Raw genomic sequence first — 22,180 nt, forward strand, 5'->3', positions numbered from 1 at the left:
TGCCACGAAGTAGACTGGCACTCTGTCCGCGCGAGTGCCAGAGGGAGGGGTCATATGAGTCTGGATGACCGCAAGCTCGAGGTTCTGCGGGCGATCGTCGAGGATTATGTGAAAACGCGCGAGCCGGTCGGCAGCAAGTCGCTGGTCGAGCGTCACCAGCTCGGCGTCTCCCCGGCCACGGTGCGCAACGACATGGCCGTGCTGGAGGAGGAGGGCTACATCCGGCAGCCGCACACCAGTGCCGGCCGGGTGCCCACCGACGCCGGTTACCGGCTCTTCGTCGACCGCCTGACCCGGATCAAGCCGCTCAGCCCGGCCGAGCGCCGCGCCATCGAGCGCTTCATGATCGGCGTGGTCGACCTCGACGACGTGGTGCACCGCACCGTCCGGTTGCTCGCCACGCTCACCCGGCAGGTCGCGGTGGTGCAGTATCCGAGCCTGTCCCGCTCGGCGGTGCGCCATCTGGAGCTGGTCCCGATCTCCACCACCCGGCTGATGCTCGTGATGATCACCGACACCGGCCGGGTCGAGCAGCGCCTGGTCGAGATGCCCGCCCCGGTTCCCGAGGGCGACGTGTGGGACCTGCGCCGGCGGGTAAACGAGAAGCTGGCCGGCCAAAAACTGGCAGACACCCCGCCCCTGGTGCAGAAACTCGTCGAGGAGTGCACCCCGGAGCGCCGGGGGACCATGGCATGTCTGGCCACCGTCCTGCTCGAGACGCTGGTCGAGCGGAGTGAGGAGCGCCTCGCGCTGGCCGGGACCGCCAACCTCACTCGCGGCGGTGTGCTGGACTTTCAGGGCACGCTGCGTCCCGTGCTCGAAGCGCTCGAGGAGGAGGTCATCCTCCTCAAGCTGATCGGTGACCTGGAGCCGAGCACCACCCGGGTCCGGATCGGCGACGAGAACGAGATCGACAACCTCCGGTCGGCGTCCGTGGTGAGCACGGGTTACGGACCGGGTGCGACGATCGTTGGTGGGCTCGGTGTGCTGGGGCCGACAAGGATGGACTACCCCGGCACCATCGCTACTGTTCGTGCAGTGGCACGCTACGTTGGCGACCTGTTGGCACAGAATTGACGGATCCGCGCAGACATTGAGGACTCCAAACCCCGTGGCCAAGGACTACTACGGAATTCTCGGCGTGAGCCGGGAAGCCACCGACGACGAGATCAAGCGCGCCTACCGCAAACTGGCTCGGCAGTACCACCCGGACGTCAACCCCGATCCGGAGGCGCACGAGAAGTTCAAGGACATCAACGCGGCGTACGAGGTCCTCTCCGACGACCAGAAGCGGCAGATCGTCGACCTCGGCGGTGACCCGCTGGCGCCCGGCGGCGGCGCGCCCGGCGGCGGTCCCGGCGGGGCCGGCCCGTTCGTCGGTTTCCAGGACATCATGGACGCGTTCTTCGGCACCGCGGCCGGCGGCGGCTCGCGGGGGCCGCGGCCGCGCACCCGGCCCGGCGCCGACGCCATCCTGCGCCTCGAGCTGGACCTGGTGGAGACCGCGTTCGGCGTCGAGGCGCCGATCACCGTGGACACCGCGGTGCTCTGCACCCAGTGCTCCGGCGCCGGCACCGCGCCCGGCACCCACCTGGCCACCTGCGAGGTCTGCGGCGGCCGCGGCGAGGTGCAGTCGGTGCAGCGCACCTTCCTCGGCCAGGTCGTCTCGTCCCGCCCCTGCGCGAACTGCCAGGGCCACGGCACGATCATCCCGAGCCCGTGCCCGACCTGCGCCGGCGACGGCCGGATCCGCACCCGCCGCTCGCTGACCGTGAAGATCCCGGCCGGCGTCGAGGACGGCATGCGGATCCGCCTGGCCCAGCAGGGCGAGGTCGGCCCGGGCGGCGGCACCGCCGGCGACCTCTACGTGGAGATCCACGAGCGCCCGCACGACGTCTACTCCCGCAAGGGCGACGACCTGCACTGCCGCGTCACGCTGCCGATGACGGCCGCCGCGCTCGGCACCCGGATGACCATCAAGACCCTCGACGGCGAGGAGAACATCGAGGTCAAACCGGGCACACAGCCGGCCAGCACGCTGCGCATCCGGGGCAAGGGGGTGCCGCACCTGCGTGGTCAGGGCCGGGGCGACCTCTTCGTCCACCTCGACGTGAAGACGCCGACCAAGCTGACCGCGGACCAGGAGCGGATGCTGCGCGACTTCGCGAAGACGCGCGGGGAGGATGTCGCCGAGCTGAGCAAGCAGGGCGGGTTCTTCAGCCGGATGCGGGACGCCTTCAACGGCCACTGATCGAGCCAGGGGGCGCTGATCAGCGCCCCCTGCAGCTTTCCGGCCCGCCTTTCCGCCGACCGCCACTCTTCCAAGATCAAGTTCTTCATTGACGCAGGTCCGCTGGGGTGCGGATCGCATGCTCCCGGCACCCCTCTGTCAAGGGGTTGGTGTGAGGGGTGTTTTAGGGTGGTGGTTGGCGGGTCCGGGTTGTGACTTTTCCGAAGTGTCGATCTTGGGGTTTGGGTCGGCCGCGCTGGAGTTCAGAGTCGCCCCCGTGTGTCCTCCCGGACCCGTCGCTGTCTGTTGTGCCGTGTGGTCGTCTTTGATCATTTGGCGGTAGACGGTGTCGGACAGGCGTCGTTTCAACGCTCGCATGGCTTCCATCGCGGTTTTGCCTTCGGCGCGTTTGCGCTGGTAGTAGGCGCGGCCGGGGGTGTCGAAGCGGAGCTGGGTGATGGCCATGATGTGCAGGACCCGGTTGATGCGCCGGTTCCCGGCCCGGTTGAGCCGGTGATGATGGTTGTCGCCGGAGGACACGTCGATGGGGGCGGTGCCGTTCCAGGTGGCGAAGTGCCCGCGGGTCGGGAAGCGGCTGATGTCGCCGATGTCGCCGAGCAGGCGGGCGGCGCCGGAGGGGCCGATGCCGTTGAGGCTGGTCAGCTGGGTGCCGGTGGCGGCCAGCACGGTCTTCAGCTGCCGGTTGGCTGCTTTGATCTTGGTGTCCAGGGTGGTGAGCTCGTCGGCCAGGTCGCCGGCCAGCTGATAGCGGGTGGCGGTGACGATGTCGCCGGCCGGGACGCTGACGCGTTCGAGCAGGGTGCGGGCCTGGTCGGTGGTCAGGTTCTTCTTCGCGCCGCCGGGGATCAGTTCGAGCAGTAGCTGGTGCAGCCGGTTGATGGTCTCGGTGCGGGTGGCGCCGAGCTGGTCGCGGCGGTCGGCCAGCAGCCGCAGCGCGACGGTGGCGCCGTCGGCGTGAACGCGGCGCAGGCCCGGGGTGCGCAGGGCGGTCACCGCGATGTGGTGCGCGTCGTGACCGTCGGTTTTACGGCCGTGCCCGGTGTCAAAGTTGCGGGCTTTCGCGGCGAGTTTCGCCGGGACGTCCAGCACGGTTTCGCCGTCGGCGACCAGCCGCTGGGCCAGGTGCCGGCCGATGCCGTTACAGCCCTCGACCGCCCACACCCGGCCGGCGTGACGGCGGCCGGCGGCGAGCATCTGCTGGTAGCCACCGGTGTCGGTGCCGTACCTGCCACGGGCCAGCACCTGTTCACGCTCGTTGATGATCTCGATCGTCGCGGACCGCTTGTGCGGATCGACTCCAATGATCAGCTGACCCATGTACCCGTTGACCTTCCCGTCGTCGCGGCAGAACCACACCAGCGGGAGGGCAACGCTACTTACAGCTGGGCAAACCCCTCTTCAGCCACTCCGCGCCACGGTGACCGGCAGGGTCCAAGCCGGGAGAGAGCCACACCCCGCCATATGAGTGGGCAGCGCGGGCCTGAGCACCCTACCGATCACCTCGACCAAGCCTGGCCGGGCCGCGGTCGTACACCAAATTCTCTTTAAGTAGCGCGGGCCGGGGACGGCGATCTGGCCGCTGGCGCGTCCAGAGCGATCGCCGTCCCCTTCATTGCCCGTGGGCGGTTCCGGAGATCGAACCCGCCGGTTCGGCTATCTCGGAAGCCAGCGCCAGTTGAGCTCGGCCGGACTGGGTGGCGGGCCGGGTAGCGGACCATCGGCGCGCAGGCCGTCGAGAAGCACGGTGAGGCAGCGGTCGCGGAGCTCGCGGGTGCGTTCCGGATCGGGGACGCGGACGGCCGCGCACATCTCCAGCAGCAGGGTCACGTCGGCCGGGCCGGCATCGGCGCGCAGGTGTGGCCGAGCCCGCTCGATCAAGCTGGTGGCCAGGTGGGAGGCCAGCGTCGCGTCGTGGTTCATCTGGTCGGTCGGGGTGAACGTGCCGGCCAGGTGGACGGTGAGCGAGTGGACGTCGGCTCGCACCACGCCGTGCAGGAAGGTGGCCAGGGCGGTCCAGCCGTCCGGCTCCTGGGCGGCGCGCTCGGCCTCGGCGATGAAGGTCCGCAGCCCCTCGTGGCAGAGCGTGCGGAGCAGCTCCTCCTTGCTCGCGTAGCGCCGGTAGAGCGCGCTGATGCCGACGCCGGCACGCTCGGCGACCGCGGAGATCGGCGCTCGCGGGTCGGACAGGAAGATCTCGCGAGCCGCGGCCAGGATCGCCTCGTTGTTGCGGACGGCCTGCTCGCCGCGTCCGGGACGCCTCATGACGATCAGTCTAGCGGAACGGAACGAAGTATTCCGCTCCGCTCCTCGAGGTGCTACATTGGAGCGGAACGAAGCATTCCGTTCCGTTCAACTCGCAGCGACGAGGAGCAGGACATGGCCACGATCAGTCCCTTCCGCATCGACGTGCCCCAGGCCGACCTGGACGACCTGCACGACCGTCTGGCCCGCGCCCGCTGGACGCCGGAGATCCCCGGTCAGGGCTGGGCCCGCGGGGTCCCGGTCGACTATCTGCGCGGCCTCGCTGACTACTGGGCCGGCGAGTTCGACTGGCGGGCCGCCGAGGCCCGGCTCAACGAGTTGCCCCAGTTCACCACCGAGGTGGACGGGCAGACCCTGCACTTCGCGCACGTCCGCTCCGCCGACCCGGCCGCCGTCCCGCTGCTGATCAGCCACGACTGGCCGGCCTCGTTCGCGCTCTACCTGCCGGTGGTCGAGGCGCTCCGGGCGCACTTCCACCTGGTCCTGGTCAGCAACCCGGGCGTCGGCTTCTCCGGCCCGCTCACCAGCCCGGGCTGGAGCACCGCCCGGAGCGCCGCCGCGCTGAACGAGATCATGGACCGGCTCGGCTATCAGCGCTACGGCGTGCAGGGCACCGGCGGCGGCGCCTGGATCGCCGTCGAGATGGGCCGCCAGGCACCGGACCGGGTGATCGGCGTGCACGTCAACGGGCACATCACCGTCCCGTCCGGCGACCCGGCCGAGTTCGACGGGCTGACCGAGGCCGAGCAGGAGCGGCTGCGTCGCCTGCAGGAGTTCCGCGACGACCGGATGGGCTTCGCCGCGATCCAGTCGACCCGCCCGCAGACGCTGGCGTTCGGGCTGCACGACTCGCCGATCGGCCAGCTCGCCTGGATCGTCGAGAAATTCCAGGAGTGGACCGACCCGGCCGCCGCGCTGCCCGAGGACGCCGTCGGCCGGGACCTGCTGCTCACCAACGTCAGTCTGTACTGGTTCACCGGCACCGCCGGCTCCTCGGCGAACACCTACTGGGAATCCGCGCACGACCCCTCGGCCTGGGCGCCGAAGGAGCGCTCCACGGTCCCGCTCGGCGTCGCCCTGGGCGTCACCGACATCACCGTCCGGCGCTTCGCCGAGCGGGAGGCCCCGGTGACCCACTGGACCGAACTGCCCGCCGGCGGCAACTTCCTGCCGGCCGAGCAGCCCAAGCTCTTCGCCGACGACGTCACCGCCTTCTTCCACCCCGCCCCCTGAGCACCCGCCGACCGGTGCCGGCTCGCCCGCCGAGCCGGCACCGGCGTGCGGCCGCCCTTCTCGGGCTGCGCTCGCTGACCGGCGCGTCGCGGGGTGCCGACCTGCCAGCCGCGGGGGTGGGTGAACGAGCTCGGCTCCGCTGTTCGTGCGGTGAGGGGCCGGTGGGGGCACGGTGGGCGCGCGATAGCGTTCGGGGGTGTCAGCGCCGCTGTTTCTGGTTAAGAGCCTGCCCGTGGGGTCGTCGTTCACGCTCGACGGGCCGGAGGGGCATCATGCCGCGACGGTGCAGCGGCTCCGGGTCGGTGAGGCGCTGATCCTCGCGGACGGTCGCGGCGGGACGGCGTCCGCCGAGGTCGTCGCGGTGGGCCGGGGCAGCGTCGACGTCGCGGTCCGGGAGCGGGCCCAGGCGCCGGCGGCCGATCCCCGGCTGGTCGTGGTGCAGGGCATCGCCAAGGGGGACCGGGGCGAGCTGGCGGTCCAGGCGATGACCGAGACCGGCGTCGACGAGATCGTGCCGTGGGCGGCCTCCCGGTCGGTGGCCCAGTGGCGTGGCGACCGCGGCGTCAAGGCCCGCGACAAGTGGGCGGCGACCGCCCGCGAGGCCGCCAAGCAGGCCCGCCGCGCCTGGCTGCCGACGGTGGCCGGCGACCCGGACTGCTCCACCAAGCAGGTCGCCGCCCGGCTCGCCGACGCGGCCGCCGCCTTCGTGCTGCACGAGGAGGCCACCGAGCGGCTGACCGCCGCGGCACTGCCCGCCGCCGGCGAGATCGTCCTGGTGGTCGGCCCGGAGGGCGGCATCAGCGACGCCGAGGTGGACACCTTCCGGGCGGCCGGCGCGATCCCGGTCCGCCTGGGCGACGCGGTCCTGCGGACCTCGACCGCGGGCGTCGCCGCGCTCGCCGTCCTCGCCACCCGCCTCGGCCGCTGGTGAGCCGAGTGGCCAGGCGCTGGACGCTGTGAGCCGGTGCGAGGCGCTGGACGCTGTGAGCCGAGCGGTGAGGCGCTGGACGCCGTGAGCCGAGTGGTGAGGCGCTGGACGCTGTGAGCCGAGCGGTGAGGCACTGGACGCTGTGAGCCGAGGGGTGGACGCGCTAGCCGCCGCCGTCTTCCGGCACTTGACCGTCGACAGCCGCCCGCCATCCGTGGTGCCGATCACCTCGATCGTTGGTGGGCTGGCCGTCGGCGGGGCTGGTGGGCTCGGTCGCCGGGGGAGCCTGGCGTCGGCGGGGCGGTGATGGGTGCCGGCGCTGCCGGGTGAGGGCTTCCGGCGTACCGGAAATTGGGTCGGAAAGACGGCGGACCCGGTGCGGTCAGGCGTCGTCGAGCAGGGATCGCAGGGTTTTCTCCAGCCAGGCTCGCTCGGCCTGTGACGTCGCGCGGGCGATCTCGAACATGCCCTGACGGAACGGATCGTCCACGTCGGTGGACCTCAGGCGCTCGCCGCCCCGGGTGAAGAACGTGGCCGGGGCCGTCAGGAAGGCCAGCCGGCGGCGCAGCACCTCGGCCTGGGCCGCCCGATCAGGCAGATGGCGCAGGAACGCCAGGACGGTGAAGTACCTGTTCCGGTCGGTGATCTCCACCTCGGACGGGGTGCGGAGCCGGCGGAGCAGCTCGGCGCGGCCCGCCTCGGTGAGCGACAGCATCTGCCGGGGCGCGGCCGACGTGCCCGGCTCGGTGCGGCGCTCCAGCAGGCCGGCCGCCTCCAGCCGGTTGATCGCCGGGTAGAGCGCGCCGTCGCTGACCGCGCGGACGTGGCCGGTCAGCGCCTTGATCCGCTCCTTCAGCTGGTAGCCGTGCAGCGGCTCGTCGTGCAGGAAACCGAGGATCGCGAGCGCCAGCATGCCTGCCCTTTCCCGGTTGTTCGGTGCCGGCCCAGCCTATATCGTTCCGTGGTACCTCGATTCGAGGTAGAGCGAAACGAGGTAGCGATGAACCATCGGACCCCGCTGCTGCGCCTGGCCGTGCCGAACTATGTGGCGCTGCTCTCCGGCGTGCTGACCGGCATCGTCGACGTCGCCTGGGTGGCCCGGCTCGGCCCGGCCCCGGTCGCCGCGGTCGCGGTCGCCACCGGCGTGGAGAACGCGCTGCTCGGCATCGTCCTGCTGATCAACGGCGGGGTGACGGTGCGGCTCGCGGCCGCCCTGGGCGCCGGCGACCAGCCCGCCGCCCGGTCCGTCATCCGTGCCGGCTGGTGGCTGTACGCGCTGATCACCCCGGTCGTGGTGGGCGCCGGGCTGGCTCTGCGGCACCCGGTCGCCGCGGCGTTCCTCGACGACCCGGCGGCGATCCGGCTCGCCGCCGGCTACCTCGCGGTGCTCTTCCCGGGCGTGGCGATCTTCTATGCCCAGCAGGTCGTCGACGCGATCTTCGCGGGCCGGGGCGACACCCGCACCCCGATGCGCCTGGCGCTGACCGCGAACGCCCTGATCCTGGTCCTCGACCCGCTGCTGATCTACGGACCCGGGCCGCTCCCCGCCCTCGGCGTCACCGGCGCCGCCCTGGCCACCGCGCTCGGACGTACCGTCGCCCTGGTCATCGGCCTGCTCCGGCAACGCCACCCCGGCGCGGGCGGCGCCGCGAACAACCATGCGGTGGGCGCGGTCCTGCGCACCGGCGCGCCGATCGCCGGAGACTTCCTGGTACGGATGAGCGGCGCCCTGGCCCTGCTGGCCTTCGTCGGCCGGTCCGGCGTCGCCGCCGTCGCCGCCTACGGCATCGGCCTGAAAGTCCTGTACTTCGCCACCATGGCGTTCTACGCCATCCGGAACGCCGCGACCATCCACACGCCGCGCACCCTGGCCACCCACCCGCGGCAGCGCCGCGCCATCGGCCGCCAGGTCCTCGCCCTGGCCCTGCTCACCGGCGCCGGTGCGAGCGCCCTCTTCGCCCTGCTCGCGGCGCTGATCATGCGAGCCTTCACGGCCGACCGGGAGGTGGCCGGGATCGGCGTGCTCTTCCTGCGCTGCGTCGGCGGCTACCTGGTGCCGATCGCCGCGGTCATCGCCCTGGCCGGCTTCCTGATGGCGGCCGGACAGGGGCCCCGGCTGTTCGCGGTCACGGTCCTCGGCACGGGCGGCCAGACGGCGCTGGCGTGGTGGCTGCCGGTTCGCTTCGGCCTGCCCGGCGTCTGGCTGGCGATGAGCTTGGCCGCGCTGCTCCAGTTGGTGCTGGTCCTGTGGCTGGCCGGGCTGCGGTTGCTGCCTCGCCGTCATCCACAGCGCGAGGTTGTCCACAGGCGCCCCGCCGCCACCCACGACTTTTCGCCACACTGATCAGCGGGGGCTCCCCCAAGGGAAGGGCGGGGTCGGCTGATCTTGCGTTTTGGCTGGTGATGGCGCTGAGGTCAGCGGAGACGCGAATGCCGCCGTCAGTTCTGGCCGGGGCCGGCGGCGGTCATTCGGGCGTGGATACGGCTGCGGGCGTCAACTGAGCAAGCGACCTTGCGGCGGTCATCGGGGCGTGCTCTCCACCCGGGTGGAGCGCTGGCGGTTGCTGCTGGGGGAGTGGCTGTCGCTTCGATGGTGTGCTGGCGGTCGCTCTTGCGTGGCTGTTGTCCGGGTGGGGTGCTGGTGCTCGCTGGCAGGGGTGGCTGCCGCCTGGGGGTGGTGTGTTGGTGGTTGCCGTCGGGCTGGCTGTCACCCAGGCGGAGCGCTCGTGGCCGATGTCCGCCTGTGAGTGCCGCTCGGGTGGAGCGGCAGGGGGTTGAGCGCCAGCTACGGGACGTCGAGGTCGGTGGTCAGGCGGGGGTCGTCGAGGGCGTGGGCGGCGGTCAGCGTGTAGCGGCCCGGAACGGTCCGCCAGCCGTCGGACCAGATCTGGAAGGCGCGCTCCGGCAGCGGGACGCGGACCGTGACCGTCTCGCCCGGGGCGGCCTCCACCGAGGCGAAGCCGGCCAGCCACTGCCGTGGGCGTTCGGCCGGGGCGGGCGCGGACGACGACAGGTAGAGCTGCACGACCTCCCGGCCGGTCCGGTCGCCGGTGTTGGTCAGGGTCACCGTGGCCGCTTCCGGAGAGGCGACCAGTTCGGCGTACGACCAGGTCGTATAGCCCAGCCCGGACCCGAACGCGTAGCGCGGCCGCTCCGTCCAGCCCCGGTAGCCGATGAAGATCCCCTCGTCGTACGAAAGGATCCCGTCCTGGGGGGTGACCGCGAGCACCGGGCAGTCCTCGGCCCGCCGCGGCCAGGTGGTCGGCAGCCGCCCGCCCGGCTCCTCGGCCCCGGACAGCACCGCGGCGAGCGCCGCACCGGCCTCCTGCCCGGGGAACCAGGTGAGCAGCACCGCCGCCACCTCGTCGGCCCACGGCAGCAGCACCGGAGCGCCGGCGTTGACCACCACGACGGTCCGCGGGTTGGCCGCCGCGACCCGGGACACCAGTTCGTCCTGCCGGCCGGGCAGCGCGAGCGAGGTGCGGTCGAAGCCCTCCGACTCGACCTGCTCGGTGGTGCCGACCACGACCACGGCCACGTCGGATCGGGCGGCCAGCGCGACCGCCTCGGCGATCAGGCCGTCCTCGTCGGGGCCGGGCGGGCGGTGGCCGAGCGTGGTGCCGACCGAGTGGCCCATGCCCGGCTCGAAGCTCTGCCGCAGGGTGACCGGGACCGGCGAGCCGGCCGGCAGGGTGACGGTGAACCGCTGTTCGCGCGGGTGCAGCAGCAGGTCGGCGCGGCCGGTGCCGGGTGGGTGCAGGGAGCCCTGGTAGAGCTTGTGGTCGCCGACGGTCAGCTCGAACGCGCCGAACCCGGAGACCGCGAAGACGTGCTCGCCGCCGGTGTCCGGGGTGTAGGTGGTGGTCAGCTCCAGGAAGCCGATGTCGGCGACGGCGAGACCGCCGGGCGGGTCGCCGAGCCAGCGGACCGCCGCGGTCGGCACCTCGAACCGGTACGCCCCGAGGTCGATCCGGAACGGCGACCAGCCCGGACCCTGGGCGGCGGGCAGGAACGGACGGGGGTCGGCGCCGATGGCGTAGCTGACGTCCGGGAACGCCTGGCGGATGCCGTCCAGCGGGGAGATGACGTGCGGCGGGGCGACTTGGGCGCTGCCGCCGCCGAGCACCCGGGCGTCCTGCGCGAGGGCACCGATCACGGCGATACTTCGCGAGATCTCAGGATCAAGCGGCAGAAGTCCGTCGTTCCGGGTCAGGACGAAGGAGCGCGTCGCCACCCGCTGGGCCACGGCGTCGCCGTCCAGCGGGGCGGGCCCGGCCGGGGTGCCAGCGGGAGCGGTGCCGTGAGGCTGAGTGCCAGCGGGAGCGGTGCCGGGAGCCAGAGTGGCCGAGGAGGCGCGGCCGGTCCTGGTGGCCGGGGACGCCGAGGAGGTGGCGGAGGCCGGGACCGGATCACCCTCCGACGTGTCGAGGACGCCGACCCGGGCTGCCAGCCGGAGCACCCGCCGTACCTTGTCGTCGATCACCTCGAGCGGCACGGACCCGGACCGGACCGCCTCCGCGAGTCGCGCCCCCCAGGGGTTGTCCATCGCCGGCATGGCGATGTCCAGCCCGCCGAGCGCCGCCCCGACCGTGTCCCGGGCGGCCCGCCAGTCCGAGACGACCACCCCGTCGAAGTCCCATTCGCGCTTCAGGATCTCGTCCTGGATCCGGCCGTTCTGCGCCATCGAGGCGCCGTTGACCCCGTTGTACGCGCTCATCACGCCCCACCCGCCGGCCTCCGCCACCCGCTCGAACGGGGCCAGGTAGAGCTCGCGCAGCGCCCGCTCCGGGATCCGCACGTCCACCGTCATCCGGTCGGTCTCGGAGTCGTTGCCGACCAGGTGCTTGACCGTGGTGCCGACCCGGTGCTCCTGCACGCCGCGCACGAACCCGGCGGCGATCTCCCCGGTGAGCAGCGGATCCTCCGAGTAGCACTCGAAGTGCCGGCCGTTCAGCGGGGTGCGGTGCAGGTTCACGGTCGGGCCGAGGAGCAGGTGCACGCCCTTGCGGCGGGCCTCCTGGCCGAGCAGCCGGCCGGCCTCGGCGGCGAGGTCCGGATCCCAGGAGGCGGCCAGCGCGGTCGGGCTGGGCAGGGCGACCGACGGGTCCTCCGGCGCCCAGCCGGTGCCGCGTACCCCGATCGGGCCGTCCGACATGACCAGCGAGCGCAGGCCGATCCGCGGGATGGCGGGGAGCGACCAGAAGTCCTGCCCGGTCAGCAGGGACACCTTCTCGTCCAGTGACAACCGGTCGAGGAGGTGATCAATGTCGGTCATGTGAGAGCGCTCCCCATCCGGAAAAAGGAATTCCGGGACCCATTCAAGCCCACTTCCGGCCCGCATAAGATCCGACAGGTGGACAACTCCTGCCTGTTCTGCCGCATCGTCGCCGGCGAGATCCCGGCGACCGTGGTGCACCGCACCGAGACCACCGTGGCCTTCCGGGACATCGATCCCAAGGCGCCGACCCACGTGCTGGTGATCCCGGTCGAGCATCACGCCGACGTGGTCGCCCTGGCCACCGCGAACCCGGCGGCCGCCGCCGACGTGCTGGCCGCCGCGGCCGCCGTGGCCGAGGCCGAGGGCCTGACCGGGGACGGCTTCCGGGTCATCTTCAACACCGGGCGGCACGGCGGCCAGGAGGTCTTCCACGTGCACGCGCACGTCGTCGGCGGCGCGCCGCTCGGCCCGATGCTCGCCGGCCGGTGACCGTGCCGCACGCCCGCTACCAGCGCGCCGTCCGCAAGGCCCAGGCCGACGGGCGGATCCCGGCGCTCAGCGTGGCCCTGGTCCGCGCCGACCGGGAGCCGTGGGTCCTCACCGTCGGCGAGTCCGGCAACCCGGCGCACCCGCTCGGGCCGGGCAGCCGGTTCCGGATCGGCTCGGTCACCAAGTCGTTCACCGCGGTGCTGGTCATGCAGGCCCGCGACGACGGGCTGCTGGACCTGGACGAGCCGGTCTCCCGCTATCTCGACGTCCCGGCGCACGGCGACGCCACGATCCGCCGGCTGCTCTCGCACACCGCGGGTTACCAGCGCGAGCCGTACGGCGACGTGTGGGACACGCTGATCACCCCGGACGCCGGCCGGATGCTCGCCGAGCTGGACCGGGCCGAGCGGGTGCTGCCGAACGCGCGGCGCTTCCACTACTCCAACCTGGGCCTGGCCGTTCTCGGTCAGCTGGTCGCCAAGCTGCGCGGCGGCACCTGGGCCGAGATCCTCACCGAGCGGATCCTCGTCCCGCTCGGGCTGCGCGACACCACGGTCGAGCGCCCGGCTGAGGCGGTGGTCGGCTACCTGGTCGACGCGTACTCCGACGCGGCCCGCCCGGAGCCGGCCTTCGACCTGGGCGGCGTCGCGCCGGCCGCGCAGCTGTGGAGCACCGCCGCGGACATGGCCCGCTGGGCCGCCTTCCTGGTCGACCCGGTCCGCAGCGTGCTGGACCCGGCCACTGCCGAGGAGATGCGCTGGCCGGTGACCACCACCGACGAGTCGCTCTGGGCGGCCGGCTTCGGGCTCGGGCTGATCCTCTGCCCGGAGGGCCGGCGGGTGATGCACGTCGGGCACGACGGCGCCATGCCCGGCTTCCTGGCCGGCGTCTACGGCCGGCGCGGCGGCGAGGGCAACCCGGGCGGGCTGGGCTGCGCGGTGCTCGGCTCGTCGGGCACCGCCGGGCAGGTCAACGAGCTGGTCCACGAGCTGCTGCGGCTCGCGGTGGAGACCGATCCGGCGGAGATCCGGCCGTGGCGGCCGGCCGCTCCGGCACCGCAGCCGTACCGGTCGGCGCTGGGCCGCTGGTGGAGCGAGGGCTCCGAGTTCGTCTTCGGCTGGTACGACGGGCAGCTGCAGGCACGCGCGGCGGAGGCGCCCGCGGACCGGCCGCCGGCGGTCTTCCGGCCGCTGCCGGACCAGGCCGACGTCCTGCGCACGACCTCCGGCCGGGAGGCCGGCGAGCTGCTCCGGCTGACCCGGGACGAGTCCGGCGCCGTGGTCCGGATGCACTGGGCGACCTACCGCTTCACCCGGGGGCAGGAGACCTTCGACGGCGGGCTGGCCTCCGACGGCCGCTGAGTCCGGGGCCCATCCGGTGAGCTGACACACCGGGTGGGCCGATAATGGCATCGGCGGGGGAGCGGGCGAGCGGATAGGATGGCACGATCCTTGAGCACGCCGCCCCGACAGGGACGACGCCTAGTTAGAGAGCAGGTGGCGGAGGCCCAGGCGGGCCACAGGGCCGCCCTATGACCGGTACGCCGAACCCTTCCAGCACGGGCTCGTCCAGCCCGGTGCGGGCGCAGACCAAGATCTCGGTGTCCGACCCGAAGATCATGGTGAACCTGCTCGGCGCCAAGGACGAGATCCTCCGCCTCGTCGAGCGCACGCTCAGCAGTGACGTGCACGTGCGCGGCAACGAGATCACCATCACCGGCGAGCCGGCTGACAACGCCACCGCCGAGCGGCTCTTCTCCGAGCTCATCGAGCTCATCGAGAAGGGCGAGACGCTCAGCGTGGACGCGGTCCGCCGGACCTTGCGGATGCTCGAGGAGAACACCTCCGAGCGTCCCGCCGAGGTGCTGACGCTCAACATCCTGTCCCGGCGGGGCCGCACCATCCGGCCCAAGACGCTGGGCCAGAAACGTTACGTCGACGCCATCGACGAGAACACCATCGTCTTCGGCATCGGCCCCGCCGGTACCGGCAAGACCTATCTGGCGATGGCCAAGGCCGTGCAGGCGCTGCAGGCCAAGCAGATCAACCGGATCATCCTCACCCGCCCCGCGGTGGAGGCCGGTGAGCGGCTGGGCTTCCTGCCCGGCACCCTCACCGAGAAGATCGATCCCTATCTGCGACCGCTTTACGACGCGCTGCACGACATGCTCGACCCGGAGTCCATCCCGCGCCTGATGGCGGCCGGCACCATCGAGGTCGCCCCGCTGGCCTACATGCGCGGCCGGACGCTGAACGACGCCTTCATCATCCTGGACGAGGCGCAGAACACCACGCCCGAGCAGATGAAGATGTTCCTGACCCGGCTCGGGTTCGGTGCCAAGATCGTGGTGACCGGTGACGTCACCCAGGTCGACCTGCCCGGTGGCACCACCAGCGGGCTCAAGGTGGTCCGGGAGATCCTGCGCGACGTCGAGGACGTGCACTTCGCCGAGCTGTCCAGCTCCGACGTGGTGCGGCACCGGCTGGTCGCGGAGATCGTGGACGCCTATGCGCGGTTCGACGCCGAGCAGGAGCAGCAGCAGGCAGCAAATTCCGTTCACGCCGTTCCCGGGCGGGCCGCCAACGGCCGGGCCGGGCGTCGGCGCTAGTCGCAAGGGGTAATCGCACCACTATGTCCATCGAGATCGCCAACGAGTCGGGAGTCGAGGTCGACACCGACGCGATCCTCGCGGTTGCCCGGCATGCCCTCGACGAGATGGGGGTCAACCCGCTCGCCGAGCTGTCCATCCTGCTCGTCGACATCGACTACATGGCCGAGCTGAACCATCGCTGGATGGGCAGCGACGGGCCGACCGACGTGCTCGCCTTCCCGATGGACGAGGGCAGCGTCGACCACGGCCCGGGCGAGTCCGGCGCCGGTGAGCCGGCCCTGCTGGGCGACATCGTGCTGGCCCCGGAGGTGGCCGCCAAGCAGGCGGCCGCCGCCGGGCACACGCCCGCCGACGAGCTGCACCTGCTCACCGTGCACGGCGCGCTGCACCTGCTCGGCTACGACCACGCCGAGCCGGAGGAGGAGAAGGAGATGTTCGCCCTCCAGGCGAAACTCCTGCAGAGCTGGCGCGCCGGACGCAAAGCCGGCTGACCGTGGATCCCGCCTCGGCCGGCCTCCCGGACCTGCAACTGATCATCTTCGCGGTCGGCCTGGTCCTGCTGGCCGGTCTCGCCTCGATGACCGACGCGGCGCTGGCCACGGTCTCCACGGCCCGGGCCGCGGAGCTGGAGCGTGAGGGCCAGCGGGGCGCCGGCGCGCTGACCGCGGTCGCCTCCGACGTGGTCCGCCACGTCAACCTGCTGCTCCTGCTCCGGCTGCTCTGCGAGCTGACCGCGACCACCCTGGTGGCGCTGGTCGCGGTGGACACCTGGGGGGTCGGCTGGTCGGCCGCGCTGATCACCGCCGGCGCGATGACGCTGATCAGCTTCGTGGTGGTCGGGGTGGCCCCGCGCACCCTGGGCCGCCAGCACGCCTACGCGGTGGGCCGGGCCGCCGCGCCGCTGGTCCGCTGGCTGGGCCGGGTGCTCAACCCGCTGGCCTCACTGCTGATCCTGATCGGCAACGCGGTCACCCCGGGCAAGGGGTTCCCGGAGGGTCCGTTCGGCAGCCAGGTGGAGCTGCGCGAGCTGGTCGACCTGGCCGAGCAGCGCGGCGTGGTCGAGCACGGCGAGCGCGAGATGATCCACTCGGTGTTCGCGCTGGGCGACACGATCGCCCGCGAGGTGATGGTGCCGCGTACCGAGATGGTCTGGATCGAGGCGCCGAAAACCCTGCAGCAGGCGCTCTACCTCTTCCTGCGCTCGGGTTTCTCGCGGATCCCGGTGATCGGCGAGAGCGTCGACGACGTGCTGGGCGTGCTCTATCTGAAAGACGTGATCCGCCGCACCCAGAACGGCGATCCGGCGGCGGCCGCCCAGGCGGTGGCCGACGCGATGCGCCCGGCGACCTTCGTGCCGGAGTCGAAACCGGTCGACGACCTGCTCTCCGAGATGCAGGCCGCGCGCAACCACCTGGTGATCGTGGTCGACGAGTACGGCGGCACCGCCGGCCTGGTGACGATCGAGGACATCCTCGAGGAGATCGTCGGCGAGATCACCGACGAGTACGACGTGGAGCGTCCCCCGATCGAGCATCTGGCCGACGGCGCGGTGCGGGTCACCGCGCGCCTGCCGATCGAGGATCTGGGCGACGTGTTCGGCGTGGAGCTGCCCACCGACGAGGTGGAGACGGTCGGCGGCCTGCTGGCGCAGACGCTGGGCCGGGTGCCGATCCCGGGCGCCGCCGCCGACGTGGAGGGCCTGCACCTGATCGCCGAGGGCACCACCGGCCGGCGGAACCGGATCGACTCGGTGCTGGTGCGCCGGGTCCAGCCGGAGCTGTCCGCCGGCGAGAACGACGAGAACGTAGCCGAGAACGAGGAAAGACTGCCCGCCGATGCCTGACCAGACGTTTGCCGCCATCGCCGTGCCCCCCGCGGCCGGCCCCGAGCTGAGCGCCGAGGACGCCAAGCTGGTCACCCTGGCCCGCTCGTCCCGCGCCCGGGTGGGTGCGGCCGAGGGCGCCGCGGTTCGTGACCAGGACGGCCGCACCTACGCGGCCGCCACGGTGCGCCTGCCGCACCTGACCGTGACCGCGCTGCAGCTGGCCGTGGCCCAGGCCGCCGCCTCCGGCGCCACCAAGATCGAGGCCGCCGCGGTGGTCACCGAGAGCGCCGGGCTGGACGGCGCCGGCCACGCCGCGGTCCGCGACCTGTCCGCCGACGCGCTGATCCACGTCGCCGGCCCGTCGGGCACGCTGGTCGGCACGGTCACCGCATGACCGACCGTCAGAACCGGGAAGGCCGGCAGAAGCCGGAAAGCCGCCAGAAGCCGGAAAATCGGCCGAAGCCGGACGAGCGGTCGAAGCCGGACGAGCGCCGGCTCACCGCGGGGGAGCGCAACGAGCTGCGGCGCCAGGAGCGCCGCGCGGCCCGCCGGGCCGAGCAGCAGGGCGCGGACCAGCGCGGACGCAAGCCGGGTGGCGCGCGGGGCGGCGCGTCCGGGGAGCGGGGCGCGGCCGGCGGGTCCGGTGCCGGGTCGCGCTCGGGTCGCGCTGGCGGCTCTTCCGGTACGCCGGGGGCACGCTCCGGCGACGATTCACGTGCCCGCCGCGGCGCTCCCGGAGCGGGGCGCACTGCCGGGCGTCCGGACCGAGCCTTGACCGGGCGTACCGAGAAGGTGTCCGCCGCTCGTCCCGAGAAGGCGCCCGCCGCCCGGACCGAAACGGGCTCCCCCGGTCGTACCGGGAAGAACGCGACGCACAGTGACCCGCGGCCGAAGCCTCGCCACAAGCACAAGGCGGCGTCGGCGGCCCGTCGGGACGACGGGGTGTATCGCGCCGGTTTCGCCTGTTTCGTCGGCCGGCCGAACGCCGGCAAGTCGACCCTGACCAACGCGATCGTCGGTCAGAAGATCGCGATCACCTCGAACAAGCCGCAGACCACCCGCCACGTGATCCGTGGCATCCTGCACCGGCCGGACTCGCAGCTGGTGCTGGTCGACACGCCGGGTCTGCACCGGCCCCGGACGCTGCTCGGCGAGCGGCTCAACGACCTGGTCCGCGAGGTGTGGAGCGAGGTCGACGTGATCGGGGTGTGCTTCCCGGCGGACGAGCCGGTGGGGCGCGGCGACCGGTTCATCTCGGCCGAGGTGGGCGAGCTCAAGGCCAAGATCATCGCGGTGGTGACCAAGGTCGACCTGGTCGATCCGGCGACCCTGGCGGAGCGGCTGCTCCAGGTGGCCGAGCTCTACGACTTCGCGGAGATCATCCCGGTCAGCGCGGTCTCCGGGCACCAGGTGGAGAACCTGACCGACGTGATGGTGCGGCTCATGCCGGAATCGCCGCAGCTCTACCCGGACGACGTGCTCACCGACGAGCCGGAGCAGGTGCTGATCGGCGAGCTGATCCGGGAGGCGGCGCTCGAGGGCGTCCGCGACGAGCTGCCGCACTCGATCGCCGTGCTGGTCGAGGAGATGATGGTCGAGGGGAACCTCACCAAGATCTACGCCGATCTCTACGTGGAGCGGGACAGCCAGAAGTCGATCGTGATCGGCACCCGCGGCGCGCGGCTCAAGGAGGTCGGCTCGCGGGCGCGGGGTGAGATCGAGCAGCTTCTGGGTAAGAAGGTGTATCTCGATCTTCACGTCCGGGTGGCCAAGGAGTGGCAGCGCGATCCGAAGCAGCTCCGGAAGCTCGGTTTCTAGATCAAAAATTGGACATTCCTCAATTATGGGATAACTCACTGGATTTGCGCTAATCGGCCAATTGCGGGTAACACCGTTGGCCATGCGCAACCGGTATCTGGATCTGCTCCGCGCGATCGCCACCGTCCGGGTGGTGATCTATCACCTGACCGGCTGGACCGCGCTGACCATCGTCTTCCCGGCGATGTCGGTGATGTTCGCGCTGGCCGGGTCGCTGATGGCGGCGTCGCTCGGCCGGTTCGGGGCGTGGGCGGTGGAGCGACGCCTGCGCCGGCTGCTGCCCTCGCTGTGGCTGCTGACCCTGTTGATCGCGGTGCCGGCGATGCTGCTCAGCGGTACCCCGTTCGACGTACACCTGCTGCTCTGGGGTTTCCCGCTGGTCGACCCGAAGGCCACCGGCTGGTGGATGGAGTCGCTCAGCCACGCCTGGTACCTGCGTGACTTCCTCTGGTTCGTGCTGCTCTCGCCGCTGGCGCTGCCGGTCTTCCGCCGGTCCCCGCTGATCGCGGTGCTGGTGCCGTACGCCGCCCTGGTGGTCCTGGAGATCACCGGGGTCAAGGTGGCCACCGTGGTGCACGACCTCGCCCTCTACGGCGGGGCGTGGCTGCTCGGCTTCGCGCACCACGACGGGCACCTGCGGCGGATGCCGCGCAAGCGGCTGCTCGGGCTGGCCGCCGGGCTGGCCGTGCCGGGGATCGTCTGGGTGGTCACCCACCCCGGCCCGCGCGGCTTCGACCTGAACGACATCCCGATCGGCAACGCGCTCTGGTCGGCGGCGTTCGTGCTGGTCGCGCTCGGCTTCGAGCCGATGGTCCGGGGTCACCGGGTGCTGACCGTGCTCAACTCCCGGGCACTGAGCATCTACCTCTGGCACATCCCGATCCTGGTCGCGGTCACCCAGCTGGGCGAGCGGCACGACCTGCCGATCGCCGGGCCGATCGGCCTGACCTGGCGGTTCCTCGCGGTGGCCGGGCTGCTCGTGGTGGTGCTGGCGCTGGTCGGCTGGATCGAGGACGTGGCCGCCGGGCGCCGGCCGGCGCTGCTGCCCGGACGGCGGCTGCCGGTGCCGGTCTCGCCGGCCCCGGCCGGCGCCCCGGCCGCCCCGCTACAGGGCGTTGACGGTCAGGTCGCCGCTGCGCGCCCGTAGGTCCAGCACGTTCGGCGACTTCGGGTCGTTGGTGATGCCGTGGATCGCCGCGTCGCCGCTGCCGTTGACGTGCTGGTTGATCCGGTAGCTGCCGGCCGGCACCAGCAGCATCAGGTCGCCGCTGGCCACCTCGGCGGTGACCGACGCCGCGGTGGCCAGCTGCAGGTCCAGCTCGCCGGAGCTGACCCGGGCGGTCACCGGGCCGGTGATCTCCCGGGCCGCGATGTTGCCCGAGGTGGCCTCGACGGTGACGCCGGGCGCGCGGACGATGTCCACGTCCCCGGAGGTGGCCTTGATCTTCACCGGGGTGGCCGAGCCGTCCACCCGGACGTCGCCGGAGGTGAGCGTGATGTCCACCGCCCCGACGTCGCTCAGGGTCACGTCGCCCGAGCTCACCTTGCCGCGCACCTTGACCCCGGTGGGCGCCTGCACCTCGTAGGAGATCCGGCAGTCGATGCCGCAGCTGGTCGGCAGCGTCAGGGTGGTCCCGGAGAGCTGGTACGTCGTGCTCGACCCGTTTCCCCCGCGGACCACTCGCTTGATCTTGGTCTCGGTGACGTTGCCCGTGGTGACCAGCACGTCGCCGCTGCCACCGTCCAGCACGATGTCGGTGACCTTCGTCTTCTCGGTGTCGTTGAACGTCATCGTGGCGCCCACCACACCGTCGCAGCCGGCCAGGGCGGCGACCGAGGCGGCGGCGAGAACAAGGGTGGCAATCCTGCGGCTCATGTCCCTGACGCTATTCAGGTGCCGGTTCGGGCACCATCGGTCCCGTCCCGGAGTCGACCCTGAGATCCGGGTCAGGGTTTGTCGTAGGCACCGGGCAGAATGACGGGGTGCCCGCAGCCGGATACCGCCGCCACCTCTACCGCGACGACGCGGTCGTGCTGCGTGTGCAGAAACTCGGCGAGAGCGACCGGATCGTCACCCTGCTGACCCGGCGGCACGGCCGGCTGCGCGCGGTCGCCCGCGGCGTGCGCCGCACCACCTCGCGCTTCGGCGCCCGGCTGGAGCCGTTCGGGCACATCGACCTGCAGCTGGCCGGCTCGCCCGAGGGGGTGGGCAGCTCACTGCACTCGGTCAGCCAGGTCGAGGCGCTGTCGCTGTTCGGCAAGAGCTTCCTCACCGACTACCCGCGCTACACCGCGGCCAGCGCGATCTGCGAGACCGCCGAGCGGCTCACCCCGGTCGAGCGGGAGCCGGCACTGCGGCTGTTCCAGCTCACCCTGGGCGCGCTCAAGGCGCTGGCGGCCGGCGAGCACTCGGCCACCCTGGTGCTCGACGCCTACCTGCTGCGCGCCATGGCCTTCGCCGGCTGGGCGCCCGCGCTCACCGAGTGCGCGGTCTGCGGTGATCCCGGGCAGCACGCGGCGTTCGCCGTCCCGGCCGGCGGCGCGGTCTGCCCCGACTGCCGGCCGCCGGGCGCCGCCCACCCCAGCCCGGCCACGCTCGGCCTGATGGCCGCGCTGACCGCGGGCGACTGGTCGATCGCCGACGCCTCCGCGCCCTCGGTGCGCCGGGAGTGCTCCGGTCTGGTCGCCGCCCACCTGCAATGGCACATGGAGCGCTCGCTGCGCTCCCTGCCGCTTGTCGATCGACGGGAGTTGAAACCGTGAGCCCGCGTCCGCCCACCCCGCACATCTCCGGCGCCCGGCCACCCGCGCTGCCGGCCGCCGCGATCCCCCGCCACGTGGCGATCGTGATGGACGGCAACGGGCGGTGGGCCAAGGAGCGCGGCCTGTCCCGCACCAAGGGCCACGAGCAGGGTGAGTATTCCCTGTTCGACGCCATCGAGGGCGCCATCGAGCTGGGCATCCCCTACCTCTCGGCGTACGCGTTCTCCACCGAGAACTGGAAGCGCTCGCCGGAGGAGGTGCGCTTCCTGATGGGCTTCAACCGGGACGTCATCCGCCGCCGCCGCGATCAGCTGGTCGACCTCGGGGTCCGGGTGGTCTGGTCCGGCCGGTCCGGCCGGCTGTGGAAAAGCGTGATCTCCGAGCTGCAGACCGCCGAGGAGATGAGCCGTGGCAACAAGACGCTCACCCTGCAGTTCTGCGTGAACTACGGCGGCCAGGCGGAGATCGCCGACGCGGCCGCCGCGATCGCCCGCGATGTCGCGGCCGGCAAGCTCAAGGCCGACAAGGTCAACGAGAAGACCATCCAGCGCTACCTCTACCACCCCGAGGTGCCGGATGTGGATCTCTTCCTGCGCCCGTCCGGCGAGCAGCGCACGTCGAACTTCCTGCTCTGGCAGTCGGCCTACGCCGAGATGGTCTACCTGGACACCCTCTGGCCCGACTTCGACCGCCGCCACCTGTGGTATGCGTGCGAGCTCTACGCCCAGCGTGACCGGCGCTTCGGCGGCGCCCTGCCGAACCCGGTCAGCCCGACCTGATGG

Annotated in this window: 20 protein-coding genes; 15 read left to right on the plus strand and 5 right to left on the minus strand. The window is 72.2% G+C overall.

Annotation, left to right across the window (positions count from 1 at the left end; all coding sequences use genetic code 11):
- The first annotated feature begins 54 nt into the window (after nt 1-54).
- Both hrcA and dnaJ read left to right on the plus strand, forming a co-directional pair.
- On the plus strand, nt 55-1,077 hold the full coding sequence (hrcA, locus tag BJY16_RS14700; RefSeq protein WP_185039993.1) for a heat-inducible transcriptional repressor HrcA: 1,023 nt from the start codon (nt 55-57) through the stop codon (nt 1,075-1,077).
- 34 nt (nt 1,078-1,111) lie between these two features.
- On the plus strand, nt 1,112-2,251 hold the full coding sequence (gene dnaJ / locus BJY16_RS14705) for a molecular chaperone DnaJ (protein ID WP_185039994.1): 1,140 nt from the start codon (nt 1,112-1,114) through the stop codon (nt 2,249-2,251).
- Nucleotides 2,252-2,389: 138 nt separating this feature from the next.
- On the opposite strand, the gene BJY16_RS14710 is transcribed toward dnaJ, so the two are convergent.
- Together BJY16_RS14710 and BJY16_RS14715 are read right to left on the minus strand one after the other, a co-directional pair.
- The gene (locus BJY16_RS14710; RefSeq protein WP_311775284.1) at nt 2,390-3,607 is read right to left on the minus strand and encodes an IS110 family RNA-guided transposase; all 1,218 of its coding nucleotides are present in this window, start codon (nt 3,605-3,607) and stop codon (nt 2,390-2,392) included.
- A gap of 297 nt (nt 3,608-3,904) precedes the next feature.
- Nucleotides 3,905-4,513 (minus strand): TetR/AcrR family transcriptional regulator, encoded by a 609-nt coding sequence (locus tag BJY16_RS14715; RefSeq protein WP_185039995.1) that lies wholly within the window; start codon nt 4,511-4,513, stop codon nt 3,905-3,907.
- Nucleotides 4,514-4,627: 114 nt separating this feature from the next.
- Here BJY16_RS14715 and BJY16_RS14720 point away from each other — a divergent pair, with 114 nt between their 5' ends.
- Both BJY16_RS14720 and BJY16_RS14725 read left to right on the plus strand, forming a co-directional pair.
- On the plus strand, nt 4,628-5,746 hold the full coding sequence (locus BJY16_RS14720) for an epoxide hydrolase family protein (protein WP_185039996.1): 1,119 nt from the start codon (nt 4,628-4,630) through the stop codon (nt 5,744-5,746).
- Nucleotides 5,747-5,942: 196 nt separating this feature from the next.
- A complete protein-coding gene (locus BJY16_RS14725; RefSeq protein WP_185039997.1) occupies nt 5,943-6,677 on the plus strand; it encodes a 16S rRNA (uracil(1498)-N(3))-methyltransferase in 735 nt (244 codons plus the stop codon).
- 379 nt (nt 6,678-7,056) lie between these two features.
- Here BJY16_RS14725 and BJY16_RS14730 read toward each other — a convergent pair whose 3' ends face one another.
- The gene (locus BJY16_RS14730) at nt 7,057-7,587 is read right to left on the minus strand and encodes a PadR family transcriptional regulator (RefSeq protein WP_185039998.1); all 531 of its coding nucleotides are present in this window, start codon (nt 7,585-7,587) and stop codon (nt 7,057-7,059) included.
- 87 nt (nt 7,588-7,674) lie between these two features.
- Between BJY16_RS14730 and BJY16_RS14735 the strand changes: the two genes are divergently transcribed.
- Nucleotides 7,675-9,018, plus strand: a complete 1,344-nt coding sequence (locus tag BJY16_RS14735; protein WP_185039999.1) for an MATE family efflux transporter — start codon at nt 7,675-7,677, stop codon at nt 9,016-9,018.
- A 441-nt stretch (nt 9,019-9,459) separates the two neighbouring features.
- Here the strand turns inward: BJY16_RS14735 and BJY16_RS14740 are convergent, their stop codons facing one another.
- Nucleotides 9,460-11,949 (minus strand): beta-glucosidase family protein, encoded by a 2,490-nt coding sequence (locus BJY16_RS14740; protein WP_185040000.1) that lies wholly within the window; start codon nt 11,947-11,949, stop codon nt 9,460-9,462.
- A gap of 78 nt (nt 11,950-12,027) precedes the next feature.
- On the opposite strand from BJY16_RS14740, the gene BJY16_RS14745 reads away from it, so the two are divergent.
- From BJY16_RS14745 to BJY16_RS14780, 8 genes are all read left to right on the plus strand, one after another.
- Nucleotides 12,028-12,381, plus strand: coding sequence for an HIT domain-containing protein (locus tag BJY16_RS14745; protein ID WP_185040001.1), 354 nt, complete (start codon nt 12,028-12,030; stop codon nt 12,379-12,381).
- Nucleotides 12,378-13,742 (plus strand): serine hydrolase domain-containing protein, encoded by a 1,365-nt coding sequence (locus tag BJY16_RS14750; RefSeq protein WP_185040002.1) that lies wholly within the window; start codon nt 12,378-12,380, stop codon nt 13,740-13,742. The genes BJY16_RS14745 and BJY16_RS14750 overlap by 4 nt, the downstream gene beginning before the upstream one ends.
- Nucleotides 13,743-13,912: 170 nt before the next feature.
- Nucleotides 13,913-14,989, plus strand: a complete 1,077-nt coding sequence (locus BJY16_RS14755; RefSeq protein WP_185040003.1) for a PhoH family protein — start codon at nt 13,913-13,915, stop codon at nt 14,987-14,989.
- A 23-nt stretch (nt 14,990-15,012) separates the two neighbouring features.
- Nucleotides 15,013-15,483 carry an rRNA maturation RNase YbeY gene (ybeY, locus tag BJY16_RS14760; RefSeq protein ID WP_185040004.1) on the plus strand — a complete coding sequence of 157 codons (471 nt, stop codon included), beginning with the start codon at nt 15,013-15,015 and terminating at the stop codon, nt 15,481-15,483.
- The gene (locus BJY16_RS14765; protein WP_221502659.1) at nt 15,480-16,835 is read left to right on the plus strand and encodes a hemolysin family protein; all 1,356 of its coding nucleotides are present in this window, start codon (nt 15,480-15,482) and stop codon (nt 16,833-16,835) included. The genes ybeY and BJY16_RS14765 overlap by 4 nt, the downstream gene beginning before the upstream one ends.
- A complete protein-coding gene (locus tag BJY16_RS14770; protein WP_185040006.1) occupies nt 16,828-17,211 on the plus strand; it encodes a cytidine deaminase-like protein in 384 nt (127 codons plus the stop codon). Before BJY16_RS14765 ends, BJY16_RS14770 begins: the two co-directional genes overlap by 8 nt.
- A gap of 548 nt (nt 17,212-17,759) precedes the next feature.
- The gene (gene era, locus BJY16_RS14775; RefSeq protein ID WP_185046454.1) at nt 17,760-18,635 is read left to right on the plus strand and encodes a GTPase Era; all 876 of its coding nucleotides are present in this window, start codon (nt 17,760-17,762) and stop codon (nt 18,633-18,635) included.
- An 82-nt stretch (nt 18,636-18,717) separates the two neighbouring features.
- Nucleotides 18,718-19,782 carry an acyltransferase family protein gene (locus BJY16_RS14780; protein ID WP_185040007.1) on the plus strand — a complete coding sequence of 355 codons (1,065 nt, stop codon included), beginning with the start codon at nt 18,718-18,720 and terminating at the stop codon, nt 19,780-19,782.
- Here the strand turns inward: BJY16_RS14780 and BJY16_RS14785 are convergent.
- Nucleotides 19,741-20,511 (minus strand): DUF4097 family beta strand repeat-containing protein, encoded by a 771-nt coding sequence (locus tag BJY16_RS14785; RefSeq protein ID WP_185040008.1) that lies wholly within the window; start codon nt 20,509-20,511, stop codon nt 19,741-19,743. The genes BJY16_RS14780 and BJY16_RS14785 overlap by 42 nt on opposite strands.
- 107 nt (nt 20,512-20,618) lie before the next feature.
- On the opposite strand from BJY16_RS14785, the gene recO reads away from it, so the two are divergent.
- Together recO and BJY16_RS14795 are read left to right on the plus strand one after the other, a co-directional pair.
- Nucleotides 20,619-21,398, plus strand: a complete 780-nt coding sequence (gene recO, locus BJY16_RS14790) for a DNA repair protein RecO (RefSeq protein WP_185040009.1) — start codon at nt 20,619-20,621, stop codon at nt 21,396-21,398.
- Nucleotides 21,395-22,177 carry an isoprenyl transferase gene (locus BJY16_RS14795; RefSeq protein ID WP_185040010.1) on the plus strand — a complete coding sequence of 261 codons (783 nt, stop codon included), beginning with the start codon at nt 21,395-21,397 and terminating at the stop codon, nt 22,175-22,177. Before recO ends, BJY16_RS14795 begins: the two co-directional genes overlap by 4 nt.
- Nucleotides 22,178-22,180 lie beyond the last annotated feature (3 nt).

The organism is Actinoplanes octamycinicus (assembly GCF_014205225.1).
Classification (GTDB): domain Bacteria; phylum Actinomycetota; class Actinomycetes; order Mycobacteriales; family Micromonosporaceae; genus Actinoplanes; species Actinoplanes octamycinicus.